Source organism: Phytobacter sp. MRY16-398 (assembly GCF_003925915.1).
Classification (GTDB): Bacteria; Pseudomonadota; Gammaproteobacteria; order Enterobacterales; family Enterobacteriaceae; genus Phytobacter; species Phytobacter diazotrophicus.
Genome location: NZ_AP018756.1, coordinates 5,386,248 through 5,407,179, shown reverse-complemented (window position 1 = coordinate 5,407,179; position 20,932 = coordinate 5,386,248). Strand labels below are relative to the sequence as shown.

Annotated in this window: 17 protein-coding genes and 2 pseudogenes; 13 read left to right on the top strand and 6 right to left on the bottom strand. The window is 51.1% G+C overall.

What is annotated here, in order from left to right:
• Positions 1–3: 3 nt before the first annotated feature.
• The 3 genes from MRY16398_RS26410 to MRY16398_RS26400 are packed head-to-tail and all read right to left on the bottom strand — an operon-like array spanning position 4 to position 2,702.
• Positions 4–429: a diol dehydratase small subunit gene (locus MRY16398_RS26410; RefSeq protein WP_063145741.1), complete on the bottom strand. Its 426-nt coding sequence runs from the start codon at positions 427–429 to the stop codon at positions 4–6.
• 2 nt (positions 430–431) lie between these two features.
• Positions 432–1,022, bottom strand: a complete 591-nt coding sequence (locus MRY16398_RS26405) for a propanediol/glycerol family dehydratase medium subunit (protein WP_063145742.1) — start codon at positions 1,020–1,022, stop codon at positions 432–434.
• Between the two features lie 12 nt (positions 1,023–1,034).
• On the bottom strand, positions 1,035–2,702 hold the full coding sequence (locus MRY16398_RS26400) for a propanediol/glycerol family dehydratase large subunit (RefSeq protein ID WP_063145743.1): 1,668 nt from the start codon (positions 2,700–2,702) through the stop codon (positions 1,035–1,037).
• A 432-nt stretch (positions 2,703–3,134) separates the two neighbouring features.
• On the opposite strand from MRY16398_RS26400, the gene MRY16398_RS26395 reads away from it, so the two are divergent.
• From MRY16398_RS26395 to MRY16398_RS26380, 4 genes are read left to right on the top strand one after another with little or no spacing between them, the layout of a single operon-like run.
• Positions 3,135–3,566: a GlcG/HbpS family heme-binding protein gene (locus MRY16398_RS26395; RefSeq protein WP_063930561.1), complete on the top strand. Its 432-nt coding sequence runs from the start codon at positions 3,135–3,137 to the stop codon at positions 3,564–3,566.
• A 19-nt stretch (positions 3,567–3,585) separates the two neighbouring features.
• Positions 3,586–4,749 carry a 1,3-propanediol dehydrogenase gene (gene dhaT / locus MRY16398_RS26390; protein WP_063145745.1) on the top strand — a complete coding sequence of 388 codons (1,164 nt, stop codon included), beginning with the start codon at positions 3,586–3,588 and terminating at the stop codon, positions 4,747–4,749.
• A 20-nt stretch (positions 4,750–4,769) separates the two neighbouring features.
• On the top strand, positions 4,770–5,123 hold the full coding sequence (locus tag MRY16398_RS26385; RefSeq protein ID WP_063145746.1) for a glycerol dehydratase reactivase beta/small subunit family protein: 354 nt from the start codon (positions 4,770–4,772) through the stop codon (positions 5,121–5,123).
• Complete coding sequence (locus MRY16398_RS26380; protein WP_063145747.1) at positions 5,124–5,654, top strand: cob(I)yrinic acid a,c-diamide adenosyltransferase; 531 nt, start codon at positions 5,124–5,126, stop codon at positions 5,652–5,654.
• On the opposite strand, the gene dhaR is transcribed toward MRY16398_RS26380, so the two are convergent.
• Positions 5,632–7,545 carry a dihydroxyacetone kinase operon transcriptional regulator DhaR gene (gene dhaR, locus MRY16398_RS26375; protein WP_063145754.1) on the bottom strand — a complete coding sequence of 638 codons (1,914 nt, stop codon included), beginning with the start codon at positions 7,543–7,545 and terminating at the stop codon, positions 5,632–5,634. The two genes, MRY16398_RS26380 and dhaR, sit on opposite strands and share 23 nt — an antisense overlap.
• A gap of 81 nt (positions 7,546–7,626) precedes the next feature.
• Positions 7,627–8,724, bottom strand: a complete 1,098-nt coding sequence (locus tag MRY16398_RS26370) for a glycerol dehydrogenase (RefSeq protein ID WP_063145748.1) — start codon at positions 8,722–8,724, stop codon at positions 7,627–7,629.
• A gap of 595 nt (positions 8,725–9,319) precedes the next feature.
• On the opposite strand from MRY16398_RS26370, the gene dhaK reads away from it, so the two are divergent.
• The 5 genes and pseudogenes from dhaK to MRY16398_RS26345 all read left to right on the top strand — a co-directional run.
• The gene (dhaK, locus tag MRY16398_RS26365) at positions 9,320–10,390 is read left to right on the top strand and encodes a dihydroxyacetone kinase subunit DhaK (protein ID WP_063145750.1); all 1,071 of its coding nucleotides are present in this window, start codon (positions 9,320–9,322) and stop codon (positions 10,388–10,390) included.
• 10 nt (positions 10,391–10,400) lie between these two features.
• Complete coding sequence (gene dhaL / locus MRY16398_RS26360; protein ID WP_063145751.1) at positions 10,401–11,033, top strand: dihydroxyacetone kinase subunit DhaL; 633 nt, start codon at positions 10,401–10,403, stop codon at positions 11,031–11,033.
• A gap of 10 nt (positions 11,034–11,043) precedes the next feature.
• Positions 11,044–12,468: a dihydroxyacetone kinase phosphoryl donor subunit DhaM gene (dhaM, locus tag MRY16398_RS26355; protein ID WP_063145752.1), complete on the top strand. Its 1,425-nt coding sequence runs from the start codon at positions 11,044–11,046 to the stop codon at positions 12,466–12,468.
• 81 nt (positions 12,469–12,549) lie between these two features.
• Positions 12,550–14,205, top strand: coding sequence for a glycerone kinase (locus MRY16398_RS26350; protein ID WP_063145753.1), 1,656 nt, complete (start codon positions 12,550–12,552; stop codon positions 14,203–14,205).
• Between the two features lie 121 nt (positions 14,206–14,326).
• Positions 14,327–14,443 (top strand): annotated as a pseudogene (locus MRY16398_RS26345) (transposase); the annotation flags it as partial.
• A 222-nt stretch (positions 14,444–14,665) separates the two neighbouring features.
• On the opposite strand, the gene MRY16398_RS26340 reads toward MRY16398_RS26345, so the two are convergent.
• Positions 14,666–15,676: an IS110 family RNA-guided transposase gene (locus MRY16398_RS26340; protein ID WP_125125488.1), complete on the bottom strand. Its 1,011-nt coding sequence runs from the start codon at positions 15,674–15,676 to the stop codon at positions 14,666–14,668.
• A gap of 66 nt (positions 15,677–15,742) precedes the next feature.
• On the opposite strand from MRY16398_RS26340, the pseudogene MRY16398_RS26335 reads away from it, so the two are divergent.
• The 4 genes and pseudogenes from MRY16398_RS26335 to MRY16398_RS26320 form a co-directional block, all read left to right on the top strand.
• A pseudogene (locus MRY16398_RS26335) lies at positions 15,743–16,051 on the top strand (transposase); the annotation flags it as partial.
• An 822-nt stretch (positions 16,052–16,873) separates the two neighbouring features.
• Positions 16,874–18,024 (top strand): IS3 family transposase gene (locus MRY16398_RS26330; protein ID WP_125125487.1). Its coding sequence is split into 2 segments (ribosomal slippage): positions 16,874–17,132 and positions 17,132–18,024, totalling 1,152 coding nucleotides; the frame shifts between segments, so codons are not numbered across the junction.
• Positions 18,025–18,580: 556 nt separating this feature from the next.
• A protein-coding gene (locus tag MRY16398_RS26325; RefSeq protein ID WP_087451024.1) for an IS3-like element ISSen4 family transposase occupies positions 18,581–19,701 on the top strand; the annotation gives its coding sequence in 2 pieces (ribosomal slippage) (positions 18,581–18,839 and positions 18,839–19,701; 1,122 coding nt in all).
• Complete coding sequence (locus MRY16398_RS26320; protein ID WP_255498904.1) at positions 19,698–20,918, top strand: IS110 family RNA-guided transposase; 1,221 nt, start codon at positions 19,698–19,700, stop codon at positions 20,916–20,918. The genes MRY16398_RS26325 and MRY16398_RS26320 overlap by 4 nt, the downstream gene beginning before the upstream one ends.
• Positions 20,919–20,932 lie beyond the last annotated feature (14 nt).

Here is a 20,932-nt window from a genome sequence, read left to right as displayed (position 1 = left end):
CGCTTAACTCCCTTTGCGCAGCTTGTTGCGCTGCCGGTATACTTCCGCCGATTCACGAACAAAACCGGCATTCACTGTGGCATGCCAGGTATGTTCCAGCTCATCAGCGATTGCCAGCAGCTCGGCCTCTGACGAACGAAACGGCCGCAGAGCATTATAAATTTCGAGGATCCGCGCATCGGGAACAGAAATCAGTTCTGCCGCACGACGAAAATTGCGTGCTACTGCATGTCGCTGCATCTGTCCGGCAATCTGCGCCTGATATTCCAGTGTCTGTTGCGAAATGCGGACATCCTGCGGTCCGATGTTACCGGCCAGCACATTCTCCAGCGTAATGTCAGTTAGCGGCTTTCCGGTTGGAGTGACAATCCTCTCCGGGCAGCGGGTGGATAACGGGTAATCCTGCGTAGTCACGTTTTTTTCTTTCATTGTCAGTTCCTTACGAATTTAACCTCTACGTGGATCGTTACAGGAGGGGCATCCTGCACCACATGTTTTGTCTCCTTGATATGAAACAATGCAGCTTTGGCCATAAATTTCGGTCGAACCATCTGATCGTTCACCACGGGTACCGGCGACGGTGACTCTTTTCGGGCATAACGTGCGGCGTTTTTACCGATCTGCCGGTAGGTCGCCAGGGTCAGCAGTGGGGCCTGGGAGAATAGTTCTAGGTTGCTGAGGGGCAGCAAATCTCTCTGATGGATAACTGTAGTCCCCTTCGACTGGATACCGATGCCAATCCCGGAACCGCTGAGATTCGCCGCGTCCCAGGCCATAAAAGACACATCAGAAGTTCGCAGGATCCTGACAACCCGCGCATGCAGTCCCTCTTCTTCCACCCCGGCAATCAGCTCGTTGAGGATCTCCTTGTGTGACATATCAATCAGAGTTTTATGCTGGTACTTATCAAACGCCGGACCAATGCCTATCACCACCTCATCGGCACGGGCGTCGATTTTCGCCGTCTCACCCTCAGTTATCGTCAGGGTAAAGCTGGGTCGTTGCCTGGTTGTCTGTTCCACAGTTGCACCGCCTTATTCAATAGTGTCGGGCTGAATAACACCCGGGATATTTTTAATTTCTGCCCAGCGTTCGGCGGAAATGCGATAGCCCGTTCCAGGCCCCAGATAGTCGTTAATATCGTTAACGGCACTGACCACACTGAACTGTTGGTCAAGAATGGCGGAGGTTTGCAGATAGTCACCGGTGACACGTTGCCTGAGCATATTGAGTATATTACTGGCGACATCTTCAAAGCCGCTGCGGCTCAGTGCACTGACGATGTCCAGACCGGTGATATTGCGCTTCATCATATCTTCCACCGCGCTCAGGTCCTCAACCACGTTGCGGGGTGGCATGTCTTTGCTCCCGTGCGCATAGGTGGCAGCCTCAACCTCTTCGTCGGTGATTGATGGCAAGCTCAGCTCACGGAACACCGATTGAATAGCGCGAGCGGCTTTATTGCGAATAGCAAGTGTTTCTTCTTCCGTTACAGGTCGCAGTCCACCATCAACCATAAGGTCCCGCTGCAGGATGTTATAATCATCGAAATCTTCAGCATCGAAGTTCGAGCCGGCGAACATGTTGTCGTAGTTTGGAACCGCACTGTAACCGGAGAATATGAAGTCCGTGCCTGGCAACATCTGCATCAGGGTGCGCGCGGTACGACGGATATCGGAATGAGAGAAGGTCTGGTCGTTGGCAGAGGCAACTTCAAGATCCAGCATCGAGGCGATCAGGTTTTCAGCCAGCACAGCACGTATGCCAGAGGGCACAGCACCGGTCATGCCGATACAGCTGACCGCGCCGTTTTGCAGTCCCTGCACGCCTGCACCTTTGGTGATGAAAATGCAGCGCGATTCCAGATAGAGCATAGATTTGCTCTCTGCGTACCCCATTAATGCTTCAGAGCCGGTGCCAGAAGTGTAGCGCATTTTCAACCCACGCGACGCATAGGCTGAAGCCAGAAATGCCTTCGACCACGGTGTATCATCACCGTCCGTAAATACCGCTTCAGTCCCGTATACCGAGACCGTTTCAGCGTAGCTGGTTAAACCTCGCATCCCCAGTTCCAGTTCAGTCGCCTCTTCCACGGAACACTGCGTCAGTACACCCGGCCGGCCACATTGTGATCCGACCAGTAGTGCCAGCGCATTAAAAGGCGCATAGCGGGCGATACCGACCGTGGTTTCCTGTTCAGAGAAACCACGGATCCCTGCTTCGGCAGCATCTGCGGCAATCTGTACCGGATTATCTTTCAGATTGGTGACATGGCACTGGTTGGAGGGAGTACGCCTGGCACGCATTTTCTGCAATGCCATCATCATCTCCACCACATTCATCTGCGCCATCACTTCGACCGCTCTAGCGGGCGTAATGGCTGTAGTGATGGCAATGATCTCTTCCCGGCTAACGTTGATATCAACTAGCATTCTGGCAATAGAAAGCGCATCAACACGCATCGCCTGCTCTGTTTCCACGATATTAATCGCGTAATCGGCAATGAAACGGTCAATCATATCAAACTGATCGCGGCATTTGCCGTCCAGTTCAACGATAAGACCATTTTCCACTTTCACCGACGAGAGCGGGTCGAACGGACTTTCCATCGCAATCAGCCCTTCCTCAGGCCATTCGCCAATCAGCCCGTCCTGATTGACAGGACGCCGGGCAAGCACTTCGAATCGTTTTGATCTTTTCATCGCTTATTGACTCAAAAGGTAAATACAGGGGCGCTGTGCAGCACAGTAAGGGCAACACTAACCAGCGGATCGATTGTGTTACCAGCAATGGCGCAACTTTAAATGAGCCAATAATAAAAAAAATAAAATTAATTTCGTTCCAGTCTGGTACGAGACAATAAATTCATGTTCCAGACTGAAACGCATTAAATAAACACATGAGCAGAAATGTGATCCCAACGAGTGATGCGCATCACTAAATTAGCATTTCCGTTTTAATTGTGTTCATATCGTAAAATTCCACTCTATTGACTTAATGGAAGCAGACGAGAAAATAGAGAGAAAGGAACGCCATACGATGTCACTGACGCAGTGATAACTTATCATTTCAACCCTACACATTTAATTGCACCACATATACTCACCTGAGTGTGTGCCTGGCATAGGAATATCATGAACAAGAGCCAACAAATCAACACCATTACGCTGACTGCAGCAAAAAAAATGGCAACAGCAGTGGAACTAAAAGCGAATGAAATCAATGTAAAAGTGGTGTTTTCCGCTGTTGATCAGGGCGGAAATACGCTGTTAATGCAACGAATGGATGAAGCCTTTGTTACCAGTTGCGATATATCTCTGAATAAGGCTTATACCGCCTGCTGCCTGAAACAGGGTACACATGAAATTACCGGAGCGGTACAACCCGGACAGTCACTTTATGGTTTACAGCTAACAAACCAACAACGAATTGTTATTTTCGGCGGTGGTCTTCCGGTTTTTTTAGATGGGAAAGTGATTGGTGCCGTGGGCGTTAGTGGCGGCACTGTAGAACAAGACATGCAATTAGCCGAAACAGCTCTGCGTTGTTTCTCTGAATTATGGTAAATATTGAAGAAGGTATATTATGAGCTATCGTATGTTTGATTACCTGGTGCCAAACGTGAACTTTTTTGGCCCGAATGCTATTTCCGTCGTCGGAGAGCGTTGTAAACTGTTGGGCGGGAAAAAAGCCCTTCTGGTCACCGATAAAGGTCTGCGCGCTATTAAAGATGGCGCAGTCGACAAGACCATGGGCCATTTGCGCGCAGCCGGCATTGAAGTTGTGGTATTTGATGGAGTTGAGCCAAACCCGAAAGACACTAACGTCCTCGATGGTCTGGAAGTGTTCCGCAAAGAACAGTGCGACTTTATTGTCACTGTTGGCGGAGGTAGTCCACACGACTGTGGTAAGGGCATAGGTATCGCTGCAACTCATGAAGGCGATCTCTATAGCTACGCTGGTATAGAAACCCTGACCAACCCGTTGCCCCCCATTGTCGCCGTTAACACCACTGCAGGTACCGCCAGTGAAGTGACCCGACACTGTGTGCTGACCAATACAAAAACAAAAGTGAAGTTCGTTATCGTCAGTTGGCGCAATCTGCCGTCAGTGTCCATCAACGACCCGCTACTGATGCTCGGTAAACCCGCGTCGCTGACGGCCGCGACCGGCATGGATGCACTGACCCATGCAGTCGAAGCCTATATTTCCAAAGATGCCAACCCGGTTACCGACGCCGCCGCAATTCAGGCGATCCGGCTTATAGCCAGCAACCTGCGTCAGGCAGTGGCACTTGGAACCAACCTGAAAGCACGTGAGAATATGGCTTATGCCTCGCTGCTGGCTGGCATGGCATTTAACAATGCTAACCTCGGTTATGTTCACGCCATGGCTCATCAGCTCGGAGGTCTGTATGACATGCCGCATGGTGTGGCAAACGCGGTGTTGCTGCCACATGTCGCACGCTACAATCTGATAGCCAACCCGGAGAAGTTTGCTGATATTGCCGGATTTATGGGAGAAAACATTTCCGGTCTTTCCACCATGGACGCTGCAGAGCAAGCAATCCGGGCCATCGCACGCCTTTCCGCAGATATTGGTATACCCCAGCATCTGCGTGAGTTGGGTGTCAAAGAGGCTGATTTCCCATACATGGCCGAAATGGCGCTTAAAGACGGTAACGCTTTCTCAAATCCGCGTAAAGGCAACGAGAAAGAAGTTGCAGAAATCTTCCGCCAGGCGTTCTGATCGCTGCACAGGGGGCTGCTATGTCACTTTCACTACCCGGAGTACATCTTTTTTATGACCCGCACTGGCAGGATGCCCGTGCCATTGATGAGCTTTGCTGGGGGATAGAAGAACAGGGCGTCCCTTGTCAGGTGATCTGTTGCGATGAAGGACGAGACGCCAGCGCGCTAAGCATGCTGGCAGCCAGAAATTCCACGCTGCGCGTAGGCCTCGGCCTCAGCGCAGCGGGTGATATTGCTCTGACACATGCTCAGTTGCCCGATGACAGACCACTGGTAACCGGACATATCGGAGACAACCCCGGGCAGATCCGCATACTCGGGGCCAACGCAGGCCAACTGGTGAAAATTCTGCCATTAAGCGAGAGAAAATAAATGTATCACATCTATACCCGAAGCGGCGATAAGGGCACAACAGCCCTGTTCGGCGGTAGCCGCACCGACAAGGATAATATTCGTGTGGAAGCTTACGGCACCGTCGATGAACTGATTTCCATGCTGGGTGTTTGTCACGCCACCACCCAACATCACGAGCTACGGGGAAGCCTTCATATGATACAGAAGACGTTGTTCATGCTGGGAGCGGAACTGGCCAGTGATGATAAAGGGCTAACGCGCTTAAAACAGACAATTGATGACAGCGATATTCAGGTACTGGAGCAGCTTATTGACCGCAATATGGCCCAGAGTGGTCCACTTAAGCAGTTTGTGATCCCGGGGAAAAATCTGGCCTCCGCCCAGTTTCACATGGCGCGAACACTGACCCGCCGGCTGGAACGAATCCTGATTACTATGGACAGAACGCTTCCCCTGCGCAACGAGTTAAAGCGCTATATAAATCGACTTTCTGATGCGCTCTTTTCAATGGCGAGGATTGAAGAAACTACCCCTGACGACGGTGCCTGAACTGGCTGGCATCGATATTGTATAACTTCATCTTGCGCCACAATGTGGTGCGTCCGATGTTGAGGAGCCGGGACATCTCCTGCACCCGCCCGCTGGTGACACGGGCGGCGTGAATAATGGCCTCTTTCTCAATAGCAGTGAAAGTCAGACTGGCGGGCAACAGGGACGATGCACTGTCGGTACCGAAACGTTCGGAGAACAGATATTCCGGCAGGCTGCTCAGACGAATATGGCCATTATCACTGCTGATAGCAATATTCTCGATAATACTGTTGAGTTCAAAATCATTACCCGGCCAGGAGTAACCCGCCAGTTGCGACAGCACATCATCATCCACCTTAAGGCGTAAGGAAAATCGTTTTTCGAGACTGCGCAGACGATTATGTACCAGAGAAGGAATACTGTTGAGCCGCGCCCGCAACGGAGGAATGACTATCTCGAAAGAATGGAGGGCATAATAGAGTTGACGGCTAAAGCGGTTCTGTTCAACCAGATTGGCCAGGCCGGCAGTGGTGGTGGCAATCACTTTAACATCCACCGGGATAAGACGTCGCGCATCCAGACGGGTCAGAACACCCTGCTTAATGACCTGCAACAGAGCCGATTGTAATTCCGGCGCCAGGTATTCAATTTTTTCCAGAAACAATGTGCCGCCATTTGCCAGTTCAAGGCGACTCAGGCGACCATGTTCATCATCGGTCGGTGCATTACCCATAAAGTCCTGCCCCGGCGTGTTGTCAGCGTAAAGCTGACAATTGACAGCAATGAAAGGCCCCTCCGCCCGTTCGCTTTCATTATGTATAGCCTGAGCGAGTAACTCTTTCCCCACACCTTCTTCACCACACAGCAAAACAGGAAAAATACCCCGCGCAGCCTGGCGCCCGAAATGGATCAGACGCCGAGTTTCCGGATCATCTGCCGACATTTGCTCAAAGGTATGGCTGACCTTACCTAACTGGCTGGTCATCAGCTGCCGCATCTGTTCCACCGGATGTAGCAATAAAATAAAGCTGTTTCCCTGCTCCTCGACAATAGGTTTCAGGGTGATCACCGCATCGACGAACTGGTGCTGGCTTTCGAATATAACTTCGACGTGATTCAACCCACGGGCTTGTTTGATAGCACGGCGCAGCAATGCGGGGAGTGTAACCAGTTCATTGATATTTTTACCCTGGCTGACCTGTGCATCCAGATGCAGCAACGTTGCCGCCTGCATATTGAGAAACTGCAACACCCCCTGTTCATTCCATGCCATCACGCCATCATCCATACTTTCCAGCAGGCCATACATCTGATTCAGATGCCTGTTCGACTCTGCCAGCAAACTGTCGGTCAACAGCGAGTTCCCCACTTCACGGGCGGTTGACAGAGTCAGGGACAGATCAGATCCTGCCTGCTGCCCGTCCAGGCAGCACAGTGAAATTGAACCGAATAAACGCCCGTGATTATCGAACACTGGTGTTGAACAAAACGACCATGGATGCAGCGCCTGCTTAAAATGTTCTTTGCCACTGGTTTTTATTGGTTGTCCCAGCATGGATGCCAGTGACAGCGCACAACTGCCGATAATACTTTCCGCACAGTAGCTACCATCATGAAACCCCAGAGTCTCAAGTTGTATCAGTGTCTGCGGATCGCCACAACGGCTGAGAATACAGGCAGACTCATCAAGGATGAACAGTGCACATGGACGGGTGTCCATAAACTCCCAGGCATCTTCAAGTGCCGCCTGCCCAATTGTCAGCAGTGCAGTCTTACGCCGGCAAATGGATTCGAAGGTCAGACCCTGCGCCTGATGTGGCACCTGCCAGATCTCCCGCTGCATAAACCTGCTGCAGCGGTGCCATGACTGGGTGATCACTGAAGAAAAACTCTGTGTCTGTGCAGTCATATCCATTTCCGCAATTTAACCTTAACAATCCCCCCCTCCGGCAGAACCAGTCAGAGGGGGAGGAGGCTTACCAACAGCAGATTAACGCGCCAGCCATTGCTGCCCCAGCAGGTCGGCAGTCAGGATCGCGGCACAAACACTGTCCGGAGTCACCGCGAATGGCATATTGTGTATCGTCTCTCCTTCGGCGCAGGTCGCTTTCGCCACTGCCTGGATCTTTCCTTCGATCCCTTCTTTTACACCAAGCTGAGCCAGTGTAACCGGCAGGCCAACCTTCTGGCAGAAGCCCAGTACCGTTTCGATCTCTTCCATTGGACTGTTTTGCAGAACAAGCTGCGCCAGGGTGCCAAAAGCAACCTTTTCACCATGGTATAAATGATGACATTCTTCCAGAATCGTAAAGCCGTTATGAATGGCATGTGCCGCAGCCAGACCGCTGCTTTCAAAACCGATACCACTGAGGTAGGTATTGGCTTCAATGATACGCTCCAGCGCGTCGGTAACCACACCAGCCTGCGCAGCCAGACGGGCCTTCTCTCCTTCTGCCAGCAGCGTATCATAACAAAGCCGCGCTAGGCGTAATGCAGCTTCAGTGGACTGACCACCGGCCATACTGATGGCCCGGGCATCATAGCAGGCTTTTGCTTCAAACCAGGTAGAGAGCGCATCCCCCATTCCTGATACCAGCAGACGTACCGGTGCTTTTGCGATAATTGCTGTATCCATTACCACCATATCCGGATTTTTCGGGTAAATCAGATACTCCTCAAATTCACCGGCTTCTGTGTAGATCACTGACAGAGCACTGGTTGGAGCGTCGGTGGAAGCAATTGTCGGGATAATCACCACAGGTAACTTCTGGTAATAACCAATTGCTTTGGCTGTATCGAGTGTTTTACCGCCACCGAGGCCAACCACTCCGCGGCAGCCTTTTTGTTTCAGGATGGTAATCAGTCGATTGATTTCAGCATGGCTGCATTCGCCGTTGAAACGTTCCGCATGGCAACTGACGTTATGTCTGTTCAGACCGTCAAGTACTTTTTCCCCCGCAAGTTTCATAACGAAGTCGTCTGCAATCACGAAAAAGCTGTCTGCCAAATTTTTGGCATACTCTCCAAACTGAATGGATGCATCCGGACCCTGGAGATATTTGGCTGGAGACTGAATAACTTTAAGCATTCCTTTCACCCTCAAATAAGTGCATGTTTGACATGATGAACCCTGGCGTTGCCCCTTCCGGCTAGCGCGTTACAGCCAGCACGGAAAAAGAACCAGAGCGGTGAACCCACTTTAGGGTGAATGAATGACAAAAAAATCCCGCCTCAGTTTGTTCTCAAATGGAACGGAAATAAAAAAATAACGTTTCATAATGGAACATATGCTTTCATAAAAAACCAGGATTGCGATCCTGATCCGTTCCACTTGCACATAATCTTTCAGGGTAAGGAGCTGCCATATCCCTTTCTTACCGTCATCCGACAATAAGACCGCACAAAAAATAATTCGTCACAGCGAATCATTACCCTCCAGATCTGGAGTAAAAATAGCCCTAGGTCGCATTTTTGCTTTTATCCCGCAAAATAAGTTTCATTAGGGAACAAAAAATAAATATTTCGTTCCCTAATGAAACTTATTTCCGGAGAATTTTTTTTCCCTTCAACTCAGACAGAATCAGGACATCGCCAGACGAATCGATTTTCAGGCGATATCCCTACGCGATGACACCCTGCAGGCAGAGTGACGACATCGAACCTTCTCCGACGGAGTATAAACAATGAAAAAACTGATTAACCGTGTCGAAGATGTACTGAATGAACAATTACTCGGGCTTGCACTGGCCCATCCAGAACTGACCTTGCATCAGGATCCGGTGTACGTCACCCGCGCTGATGCACCGGTCAACGGAAAAGTTGCGCTTCTCTCCGGCGGCGGTAGCGGGCACGAGCCGATGCACTGCGGCTATATCGGCCATGGGATGCTGTCCGGCGCATGTCCCGGGGAAATTTTCACTTCACCGACACCGGATAAAATGTTCGAATGCGCGATGAATATCGATGGCGGAGAAGGTGTGCTGTTGATCATCAAAAACTATACCGGCGACATCCTCAATTTCGAAACGGCCACCGAGTTGCTGCATGAAGGCGGTATAAAAGTGACGACGGTGGTGGTGGATGATGATGTTGCGGTGAAAGACAGCCTCTACACGGCCGGGCGCCGTGGCGTTGCCAACACCGTACTGATCGAGAAACTGGTCGGTGCGGCCGCCGAACGTGGTGACTCACTGGAAGCATGTGCGGAGCTGGGGCGTAAACTCAATAATCTCGGCCACTCCATCGGCATTGCGATTAGCGCCTGCACTGTGCCGGCAGCGGGTCAACCCTCCTTCGAGTTGCAGGATGATGAGATGGAGTTTGGTGTCGGTATTCACGGTGAGCCCGGTATTGATCGCCGCCGCTTTACCTCGCTGGACAGAACCGTCGATGAAATGTTCGATACACTGCTCGAGAACGGCGTTTACAGCCGTACCCTTCGCCAGTGGGATACCGCCAGAGGTATCTGGCTGGACGTTCTGCAGACCAAAGCAGCATTGCAAAGCGGTGACCGGGTAATAGCACTGGTTAATAATCTCGGCGCGACACCGCAGTCTGAACTGTACGGTGCCTATAATCGCCTGGCACAGCGCTGCAAGAATGCAGGGATCACGATCGAACGCAATCTTGTCGGCAGCTACTGTACGTCACTGGATATGTCGGGGTTTTCCATCACACTGCTGAAAGTAGACGACGATACGCTGGCATTGTGGGACGCCCCCGTACACACCCCGGCGCTGAACTGGGGCAAATAAGGAGCACAATATGTCATTGAGCAGAGTGCAAATTGTCAGCTGGCTGTATCGCTGTGGTGAAATCTTCACAAAAGAGAGCGATTTTCTCACCGGGCTGGACAGAGCTATCGGTGATGCAGACCACGGCCTGAACATGCATCGTGGTTTCACTAAGGTAGTGGAAAAACTTCCCTCCGTCGCTGATAAAGACATTGGTTTTATCCTCAAAAATACGGGTATGGCCCTGATGTCCAATGTCGGAGGAGCCAGCGGTCCACTGTTTGGAACCTTCTTTATCCGCGCCGCGCAGGTGACTCAGGCGTACCAGAGCCTGACTCTTGATGAGTTGTATCAGATGTTCAGCGAAGGAGCCGATGGTGTAGTGAACCGGGGCAAAGCAGAACCGGGGGATAAAACTATGTGCGATGTCTGGTTACCGGTTGTGGAATCACTCCAACATTCCCGCGAGCAGCATCTGCCGGTCCAGGCCGCACTGGATGCCGCCAGTATACAGGCGGAAGCCGCCACCCACGCCACCATCACCATGCAGGCGCGCAAAGGGCGTGCCAGCTATCTCGGCGAGCGCAGTATCGGTCATCAGGATCCGGGAGCAACCTCTGTGATGTTTATGATCCAGATGCTGGCCGCCGCCGCCAAAGAGTAAGGATAAGACGATGGTAAACCTGGTTATCGTTTCTCATAGTGCCCGTCTGGGCGAAGGTGTCGGAGAACTGGCCCGGCAAATGTTAATCAATGATGGCTGCAAACTGGCTATTGCCGCCGGGATCGACGACCCGGAGAATCCAATTGGCACGGATCCGGTTAAGGTCATGAATGCCATTCAGTCCGTTGCTGACAGCGATCATGTACTGGTTATGATGGATATCGGTAGCGCATTACTGAGCGCAGAAACGGCTTTAGAGCTGCTCGAACCGGAGATTGCAGCAAAAGTACGTTTGTGCGCCGCACCGCTAGTCGAAGGCACACTGGCGGCAACAGTCAGCGCCGCCTCCGGAGCCGACATCAACAAAGTACTCGACGATGCAATGAACGCACTGGAAGCTAAACGAGTTCAACTGGGGTTACCATCGCAACCGCACAAAGAAGCGAAGGCAGACACCGTGATTGCCGACCGTGACGCAAAATCCGTCTCGGTAGTGATTAAAAACGATAACGGTTTACACGTTCGTCCTGCGTCACGCCTGGTCGCCGCTCTGGCCGGCTTCGACGCCAGTCTGATGCTGGAAAAAGACGGTAAATGCGTCAGGCCGGACAGCATAAACCAGATTGCATTATTGCAGGTGCGTCGAAACGACCAGATAAGACTCCTGGCAACCGGACCGGACGCCAGTGCCGCCCTGGCAGCCTTTAAGTCGCTTGCAGCGGAAAACTTCGGCGAACATCGAGCCATCACACCACTGTCAGCACCAGCCGGGCGAAATGGGGGCGTGGAAGGGAACGCCGTGCGCTACCCTCAGCCACGAATACTGCCGGTTTTACAGAAGGATGCAGGCATCGTCAGCGAACAACAGCGCTTAAAGCTGGCGATTGAACAGACACTGACAGCTCTTAATACCCTGACTGAAATGGCGGAAGAAAAGTATTCGGCAGATATCGCTGCTATTTTTTCCGGTCACCATGCGCTACTTGATGATACCGATTTATACGAAGCCGCCTGTGAAATCATCCGTAGTCAGCATTGCGATGCACAATGGGCATGGCATCTGGTTCTGACGGACCTGAGTCAGCAATACCGTCAACTGGATGATGAGTATCTGCAGGCCCGATATATTGATATCGAAGATATTCTGTATCGAACTCAGTTAAATATGCAGAGCTCTCATGAGAGTCTTCCCGAATTTGCAGCATCCACGATTATCGTAGCTGATGACATATTCCCGTCAACGGTGCTCCAGTTGAATACGCAACAGGTCAGGGGTATTTGTCTGCGTGAAGGCAGTGGAAAGTCCCACGGGGCCATTATTGCCCGCCATGCTGGCATCGCTTTTCTGTCTCAGCAAGGTGAAGCGCTGGATACCATCCCGACGGGTGCCCATCTGATACTTGATATAACCGGACAGCGCGCGACCCTCGCCTGAATCACTTTTTTGCTTACGTTACCGAACTCCGGAGGTTCTGCCTCTGGAGAATTTGTCTGACCCCAACTTTCAGGAATCATTATGTCTCAGTTCTTTTTTAACCAGCGCACCAGCCTTGTCGACGAAGTCATTGAAGGAACAATTATCGCCAGCCCATGGGATAACCTGGCGCGCCTGGAGAGCGATCCTGCGATCCGTGTCGTGGTTCGGCGCGATCTGGACAAAAATAAAGTTGCACTGATCTCCGGCGGCGGCTCCGGGCACGAACCCGCACACCTCGGCTTTGTCGGTAAAGGTATGCTGACCGCTGCCGTATGTGGGGACCTTTTCGCCTCACCTGGCGTCGATGCAGTGCTGACAGCAATCCAGGCGGTAACGGGTGAGGCGGGCTGTCTGCTGATTGTGAAAAACTACACCGGGGACCGGCTGAACTTTGGGCTTGCTGCGGAAAAAGCGCGGCGACTGGGATATAACGTCGAAATGCTGATCGTTGGTGACGATATCTCACTGCCGGATAATAAACACCCGCGAGGTATTGCAGGTACCATTCTGGTTCATAAAATTGCCGGTTACTATGCCGAGCACGGCAACAACCTTGCCACCGTGTTGCGCGAAGCACAATACGCGGCAAACAATACCGTAAGTCTGGGTGTTGCACTGTCAAGTTGCCATTTACCACAGGATGCTGAGAACGCACCGCGTCTTCATCCCGGACATGCCGAGCTGGGAATGGGCATCCATGGTGAACCAGGTGCAACGGTCATTACCACCCAGAACAGCGCAGAGATTGTCAAGCTGATGGTCGGGAAACTGACCGCCGTCCTGCCAGTAACCAGTCGCCTGGCAATAATGCTCAATAATCTCGGCGGCGTATCTGTCGCCGAAATGGCGATCCTGACCCGGGAACTGGCCAATACCCCGCTTATACAACGTGTCGACTGGCTGATTGGACCGGCCCCGCTGGTCACCGCACTGGATATGAAAGGCTTCTCTGTCACAGCTATCGTGCTGGAAGAAAGCATCGAAAAAGCGTTATTGTCGAACGTAGAAACGGCCAACTGGCTGGCTCCTGTGCGACCACGGGCGATAAACGTAATGCCTTCCTCACTGCGCAGTTCGCAGGTTGATTTCCAGCCATCACCGAACACTCTTGTCGCCAGAATTGTCGGTCAGGTAACCGGAACGCTGGCTGAACTGGAATCCCACCTCAATGCACTGGATGCCAGAATCGGCGATGGTGATACAGGTTCCACTTTCGCTGCGGGTGCGCGAGAAATTGCCGCCTTACTTCAACATAAACAACTCCCCCTTGGAGATCTGTCCACCCTGTTTGCCCTTATTGGAGAGCGCCTGACTGTTGTTATGGGAGGCTCCAGTGGTGTTCTGATGTCGATATTCTTTACTGCCTCGGGGCAGAAAATTAAACAGGGAGCCAGTGTGGCTGAAGCCCTGAATGCAGGACTGAGCCAAATGAAGTTTTATGGCGGAGCAGATGAAGGTGATCGCACAATGATTGACGCACTACAACCAGCTCTGGCTTCTCTGAAGAAGCATCCTGGAGATTTGCAGGCTGCCTTTAAAGCCGCGGAAGCGGGCGCAGAGCGTACATGCCATTCAGGCAAAGCACATGCCGGACGCGCATCATATCTCAGTAGCGAAAGCCTGATCGGTAATATGGATCCCGGGGCGTATGCGGTAGCAATGGTATTCAGGGCTCTTGCAGAAAACAGTAATTAATTGCGTCAACAGCCTGCCTGGCTCTGCGGGCTGGCAGGCCTATACCGATTGTAGTCCCCCTGAATTTAGACTTACCGCCAACTGAAATATCTGGTTAAAATATAACCACCACAAGCTCATCATGAAGAAAGCACGTTTCACAGAATCTCAGATCCTGCAGGTTCTGAAAGAAGTTGATGGGGGTCTGCATGTGAAGGATGTGTGCCGCGAGAACGGTGTGTCGGAAGCCAGTTATTACATCTATGGACTACCTCCGTTTTGCAAGTACTGAATCTGGTTTTGAGTTGTTGCTTACTTCTATCCGGCACCAGGAATACTAACCTGTGCCAAAATGGGTAATCTGCACACAATCGCCTCAACAACTGGGCGGCCTCTGAGGCCAATATACTAGTCAGGTCCCGATTGTGCAGGTGCAACCTGTCACCATTTTTCAGTACGCTGCAACTCTTCTGGCTGGGTACTAACTTCCAACTGTCTGATACTCGCTATCATTTCTCAGCATCGACCAGATTATTCTCGCGTTTTTGTTAGCGACTGCCACGGTCGTTTTGTTAAACCCGCTCCGTTCCTTCAGCTGGTTAACCCACTGATGCAGGCAACCATCATTGTTATTCGTGGCAACTCTGACGACAGCGCGTGCACCATGAATAAAAAGTGTCCGCAAATGCTTGTCGCCTTTTTTCGTCATATTCATCAGCACCTGCCTGTCGCCACTCGAGTGCTGGCGTGGAACCAGACCCAGCAATGCAGCAAAGTGACGGCCATTCTTAAATTCAGTTCCTTTGCCAATAGCAACAACAGCCGTCGCCGTTTTAGGGCCAATGCCTTTCACTTTGGCGATACGCTGACAGGCTTCTGATTGCCTGAATACTGTTTCAATCTCCTTATAAAAAAAATGGATCCGACGCTCGAGATCGTTAAAGAGATCATAGAGCTCCGAAATTGTTCTGCGCATAAGGGTGCTTAAACCGTTTTCTGCATCTTCAAGGATAAGAGGTATAGCCCTAGAGACCGCACTACCAATGGGGATCCCCCGGTCAAGTAACAGCCCTCTTATTTGGCAGACTGTCGCAGTGCGGTGATTAACAATACGCTGTCTTGCCCAGTGCAAAGCCTGGATATCCTGCTGTTCCGGGCTTTTTGGCGGCACGAACTGCATTGTCGGTTGCATCAGAGCCATTGCGATAACCTGAGCATCATTGCCGTCATTTTTTTGCCCACGGACAAAAGGTTTTACATATTGGGGGCTGATGACTTTTACGTTATGACCCAGTTTCTCAAACTCACGCTGCCAGTAAAATGCCCCGGTGGACGCTTCGATCCCAATCAGACATGCAGGAATATTTGCCAGCGTCTGGAGCAATTCTTTTCGGGCAGTGCGTTTCGTATAAACCGGTTTGCCGGCCTGGTTTAACCCGCAGATCTGAAAAACATTTTTAGCCAGATCAATACCCAGAAATACGATATTCATGGTGATTCTCCTGGTGAGCGCATTTCGTACAGTTAACCGTAGCGGGAGGAGGTAGTCCATCCCATTAACTGGAAGGCAAAGTATGGCGGGATGGAAGCGGCCGATATTAAAAAATCAAAGACCTTGAGGATAAGAATCGACGTCTGAAACAGATGTTTGCTGATCTCAGCCTTGAGTGCCGGGCACTTAAAGACGTCATCGAAAAAAAGCTTTAAAACCAGCCTGTAAGCGTGAGCTGGTCATTCATCTGAAACGACAGTTGGACTCAGTATCTTTCAGGCCTGCCGAAGTCCGAACCTGAGCAGAACGGTTTACCATTACCGTCCGGATACAATGCGGGACGAACCCGTTATTGTCGCGTTGCAGGCAGTGGCCGGGTTGAGCGAATAACGTCGGTCATCGTACTCATTCTGGTCACGCTATTACTCACAGCAGCAGCAAGTGAATTCTGGTCGATCAGTACGCTCTTGCAGTCTGGCTACACCTGGGTTCTGAGTGCGCTACAGTTTCTGACTCCTCCGTGGGTCCAATGCGGACCGAACGGGGTTCTTGTGTATCCTTCAGGGCTGAAATGAAGCAATCTGAGATCATACTCGGCCCTGATAACGGACAACACTCACGATAGTCAGTCCTCATGTGGCTAAACAGAAGTCCATTTTGACCGGACTCTAATACCATCACCTCAGCAAACAGGAATGCCGGTAAGCATTGATACTCTTACGCCGTTACCATCCATCTGCATTTTGACTGCTTTTACCAACAAACTGACATCGCTCAAACAATGACGAATTAATCATAAATAGGTGATTTACCCATCTTGATAATTTCTACTATTTCCCATATACCAACTTTGGGAGATTTTCTCTCAAACATATGAAGGATAACTATCATGGGTCTTAAGCCAGGTCCTAAACCAATCGCCAAATCGACAGGTAAACCGGATCAACGCCGGCGTGATAATAAAGATACTCCCGGTAATACTCCGGGATTAAAGCCAAGTAAATCCACTGGTAAATAAGATGGTTAGGGTATAGATCGGTTATCTATACCCTATATGCAAAACAGCATCAGTGTTATCTTCTCCTTGTTAATTTACCTGCGATTTTGCTAGCATTTCTGTCCTTTTTATCTGACTGATCTTACCCACCAATAGTGGACACGCAACTAAGTGAGTAAACTCTCAATCAGAGGTGACTCATGACAAAACCAGCATTAACCAGCAAAAAGCCCCGTAAGCAGCACACGCCTGAATTTCGTCAGGAAGCCCTTAAACTCGCCGAGCGCATTGGTGTGGCTGCCGCTGCCCGGGAACTCAGCCTGTATGAATCACAGCTTTATGCCTGGCGCAGCAAACAACAGCAACAAATGACCTCATCAGATCGCGAAAGTGAGCTGGCTGCTGAGAATGCGCGCCTGAAACGCCAGCTGGCGGAGCGGGACGAGGAGTTGGCCATCCTCCAAAAGGCCGCGACATACTTCGCGAAGCGCCTGAAATGAAGTATGTCTTCATCGAAAAACACCAGGCAACGTTCAGTGTCAAAGCCATGTGTCGTGTGCTCTGTATTGCCCGCAGCGGCTGGTATGCCTGGCGTCTGCGCCGCCATCAGCCCGGCCAGCGCCAGCAGTTTCGGTTCATCTGTGATGCTGCTGTCCGTAAGGCATTCACTGAGGCAAAACAGCTTTATGGTGCACCCCGTCTCGCTGACGAACTGCCGGAGTACAACGTTAAAACCATTGCCGTCAGCCTGCGCCGTCAGGGGCTGCGTGCAAAGGCCTCGCGGCGGTTCAGCCCGGTCAGCTACCGTGAGCATGGCCTGCCGGTGTCAGAGAACCTGCTGCAGCAGGATTTTTATGCCGGCGGCGCTAACCAGAAGTGGTGCGGAGACATCACATACTTGCGTACAGATGAAGGCTGGCTGTATCTTGCGGTGGTCATCGACCTGTGGTCACGGGCTGTTATCGGCTGGTCAATGTCATCGCGGATGACAACACAACTGGCGTGCGACGCCCTACAGATGGCGCTATGGCGACGTAAGCGACCGCAGAATGTTATCGTTCACACGGACCGGGGCAGCCAGTACTGCTCAGCGGATTATCAGGGACTGCTGAAACGGCATAATCTGCGGGGCAGTATGAGCGCGAAAGGGTGCTGCTATGATAATGCCTGTGCGGAAAGCTTCTTCCACTCGCTGAAGGTGGAATGTATCCATGGAGAACGCTTTGTCAGTCGGGAAATAATGCGGACGACGGTGTTTAATTATATCGAGTGTGACTACAATCGCTGGCGACGCCACAGTACCTGTGGCGGTCTCAGCCCTGAACAGTTTGAAAACCAGAACCTCGCTTAGGGCCATGTCCACATTACGCGGGTAGGATCAGACTGCATAAAAGTCCATGTTTCAGGTATGTCTGCTCCTCGCACGTAGTGGACCTTCAGCTCAGGTAACTTGTCCGCTTCGTGCCAGGAGCGGACGTTACAATACAATCACTCTGCTAATGCGTATTGATATGTGATATAACAATAACCAACCTTTCAAAAAGGAGCATTTATATGAGCAGGATGATAATTGATACAAATATTCTTTACTCACTAGTTGGTCTATCGACAAACCAAAAAGTAATTGACTCCCCTATAGATCAATTTAAATTATCCATTACGACACCATCACTCATAGAAGTGATCTCTAAATATCACAATGACTTAGGGTCTATAAAAAAATGCATTAACCCAATCATAAACGAAAACATTGAGCTAATTAGCATTGGTCATGCTCCAATCTCAAATGGATTTCTTTATAGGTTGCATTTTGGGTAATGACTCCAACTTACTGATTGACCTGCTCCCCGTTGATTAGTACACCCCGATGTTAGTAATGTCTTCATAAGCCACATGAGGACATCCCCATGAAGAAGCGTTTTTCCGACGAACAGATCATCAGTATTCTCCGCGAAGCCGAAGCTGGGGTACCCGCCCGTGAACTCTGCCGCAAGCATGCCATTTCCGATGCCACGTTTTACACCTGGCGTAAGAAGTATGGCGGTATGGAGGTGCCTGAAGTTAAGCGCCTGAAGTCGCTTGAGGAAGAGAACGCCAGACTCAAGAAGCTGCTTGCCGAAGCCATGCTGGATAAAGAGGCGCTTCAGGTGGCTCTTGGGCGAAAGTACTGACGACAGACCAGAAGCGGGAAGCCGTGATGTTGATGTGTGATGCGACCGGTCTGTCGCAACGTCGTGCCTGCAGGCTTACAGGTTTATCCCTGTCGACCTGCCGCTATGAGGCTCACCGTCCGGCTGCTGATGCGCATTTATCAGGGCGCATCACTGAGCTGGCACTGGAGCGCAGGCGTTTTGGCTACCGTCGTATTTGGCAGTTGCTGCGCCGTGAAGGGCTTCATGTTAATCATAAGCGCGTGTACCGGCTTTATCACCTCAGTGGCCTGGGCGTAAAACGCAGAAGACGTCGTAAAGGGCTGGCAACAGAACGTCTGCCGCTGCTCCGTCCGGCGGCGCCCAATCTGACCTGGTCGATGGATTTCGTCATGGACGCACTTTCCACCGGTCGCAGGATCAAGTGTCTTACCTGCGTCGATGATTTCACAAAGGAATGCCTGACGGTCACTGTTGCCTTTGGGATTTCAGGCGTTCAGGTCACGCGTATTCTGGACAGCATTGCACTGTTTCGAGGCTATCCGGCGACGATAAGAACTGACCAGGGGCCGGAGTTCACTTGCCGTGCACTGGATCAATGGGCCTTTGAGCATGGTGTTGAGTTGCGCTTAATCCAGCCGGGCAAGCCAACGCAGAACGGATTTATTGAGAGCTTTAACGGACGATTTCGCGATGAATGTTTGAATGAGCACTGGTTCAGCGATATCGTTCATGCCAGGAAAATTATTAATGACTGGCGGCAGGATTATAACGAATGCCGCCCGCACTCCACGCTGAATTATCAGACACCGTCTGAATTTGCAGCGGGCTGGAGAAAGGGTCATTCTGAGAATGAAGATTCCGACGTTACTAACTGAGTGTTGTATCTAATCGTGGGGGCAGGTCAGACTGGCTCAAAACCTGTCACATTACGACCGTCGCCATGGAGTCCACCGGCGTTTACTGGTTGCCTGCTTTTGAGATCCTTGAAGCTGCGGGTTTCAAGGTGATCCTTGTTAATGCCAGAGACGCAAAAAATGTTCCCGGTCGCAAGACCGATGTCAACGATGCCCAGTGGTTGCAGAAACTGCATTCATTTGGTCTTCTCCGTGCCAGTTTCAGACCTGAACACGACATTTCTGTACTCAGGTCTTATCTGAGGCAACGGGAACGCCTGACTGAATACCGGGCTGCGCATATCCAGCATATGCAGAAGGCGCTGATGCAGATGAATGTGCAATTACATCATGCTGTATCGGATATCACTGGCGTTACCGGTCTTTCAATCGTCAGAGCTATCATCAGTGGTGAGCGCGATCCTTCAATGTTGATCCAGTATCGTGATGTGAGATGTAAAAAGACGCCAGAAGTACTTCGGCAGGCACTGACAGGGAACTGGCAGCCTGAGCATCTTTTTGCACTTGAACAGTCGGTTGCATTTTTCGATTTTTACCAGGAAAAGATCCGCGAATGTGATGATCAAATCGAAACCTCATTATTGCAGCTCAGTACCGGAATTGAAGAGCCGGAAGGGGTATTGCCCTCCGCCAGACATCGTACAAAACAACCCAATCAGCTTTCCTTTGATGTCAGACCATTACTCTGGAAAATTACAGGGGCAGATCTGACACAGATACATGGGTTCGGACCTTATCTGGCACTAAAATTCATTGCAGAATGCGGTACTGACATGAACCGCTGGCCGGATGCGAGCCATTTTACCTCGTGGCTATGTTTGTCCCCGGGAAATAAGATCTCCGGTGGAAAAGTGCTGTCCTCGAAAACACGGCGTTCATCCAGTCGAATTGCTGCCGCACTCAGACTGGCAGCCACAACAATTGGCCGGAGCGATACCGCGTTGGGCGCTTTTTATCGTCGATTATCATCCCGTATCGGGAAAGCAAAAGCAGTCACTGCAACGGCAAGAAAACTGGCAATACTGTTCTACAATGCCCTGAAGTATGGACAGAAATATGTCGATCCTGGCGCAGATTATTATGAAGAGCGCTACCGTAGTCGCGTACTAGATGGGCTTAAGCGAAGAGCAAAATCACTGGGTTACTCTCTCCAGCAGGATCCTGAATTATGTGTTTGAACCGGGAGTTTCTC

What these genes read in the sequence shown, in the direction of transcription:
- MRY16398_RS26385 (WP_063145746.1), top strand. Translation starts at nt 4,770, where the DNA reads ATGTCACTTTCACTACCCGGAGTACATCTTTTTTATGACCCGCACTGG.
- MRY16398_RS26350 (WP_063145753.1), top strand. Translation starts at nt 12,550, where the DNA reads ATGTCTCAGTTCTTTTTTAACCAGCGCACCAGCCTTGTCGACGAAGTC.
- MRY16398_RS26340 (WP_125125488.1), bottom strand. Translation starts at nt 15,676, where the DNA reads ATGAATATCGTATTTCTGGGTATTGATCTGGCTAAAAATGTTTTTCAG.
- dhaL (WP_063145751.1), top strand. Translation starts at nt 10,401, where the DNA reads ATGTCATTGAGCAGAGTGCAAATTGTCAGCTGGCTGTATCGCTGTGGT.
- MRY16398_RS26395 (WP_063930561.1), top strand. Translation starts at nt 3,135, where the DNA reads ATGAACAAGAGCCAACAAATCAACACCATTACGCTGACTGCAGCAAAA.
- dhaT (WP_063145745.1), top strand. Translation starts at nt 3,586, where the DNA reads ATGAGCTATCGTATGTTTGATTACCTGGTGCCAAACGTGAACTTTTTT.
- MRY16398_RS26380 (WP_063145747.1), top strand. Translation starts at nt 5,124, where the DNA reads ATGTATCACATCTATACCCGAAGCGGCGATAAGGGCACAACAGCCCTG.
- MRY16398_RS26370 (WP_063145748.1), bottom strand. Translation starts at nt 8,724, where the DNA reads ATGCTTAAAGTTATTCAGTCTCCAGCCAAATATCTCCAGGGTCCGGAT.
- MRY16398_RS26400 (WP_063145743.1), bottom strand. Translation starts at nt 2,702, where the DNA reads ATGAAAAGATCAAAACGATTCGAAGTGCTTGCCCGGCGTCCTGTCAAT.
- MRY16398_RS26410 (WP_063145741.1), bottom strand. Translation starts at nt 429, where the DNA reads ATGAAAGAAAAAAACGTGACTACGCAGGATTACCCGTTATCCACCCGC.
- dhaK (WP_063145750.1), top strand. Translation starts at nt 9,320, where the DNA reads ATGAAAAAACTGATTAACCGTGTCGAAGATGTACTGAATGAACAATTA.
- dhaM (WP_063145752.1), top strand. Translation starts at nt 11,044, where the DNA reads ATGGTAAACCTGGTTATCGTTTCTCATAGTGCCCGTCTGGGCGAAGGT.
- dhaR (WP_063145754.1), bottom strand. Translation starts at nt 7,545, where the DNA reads ATGACTGCACAGACACAGAGTTTTTCTTCAGTGATCACCCAGTCATGG.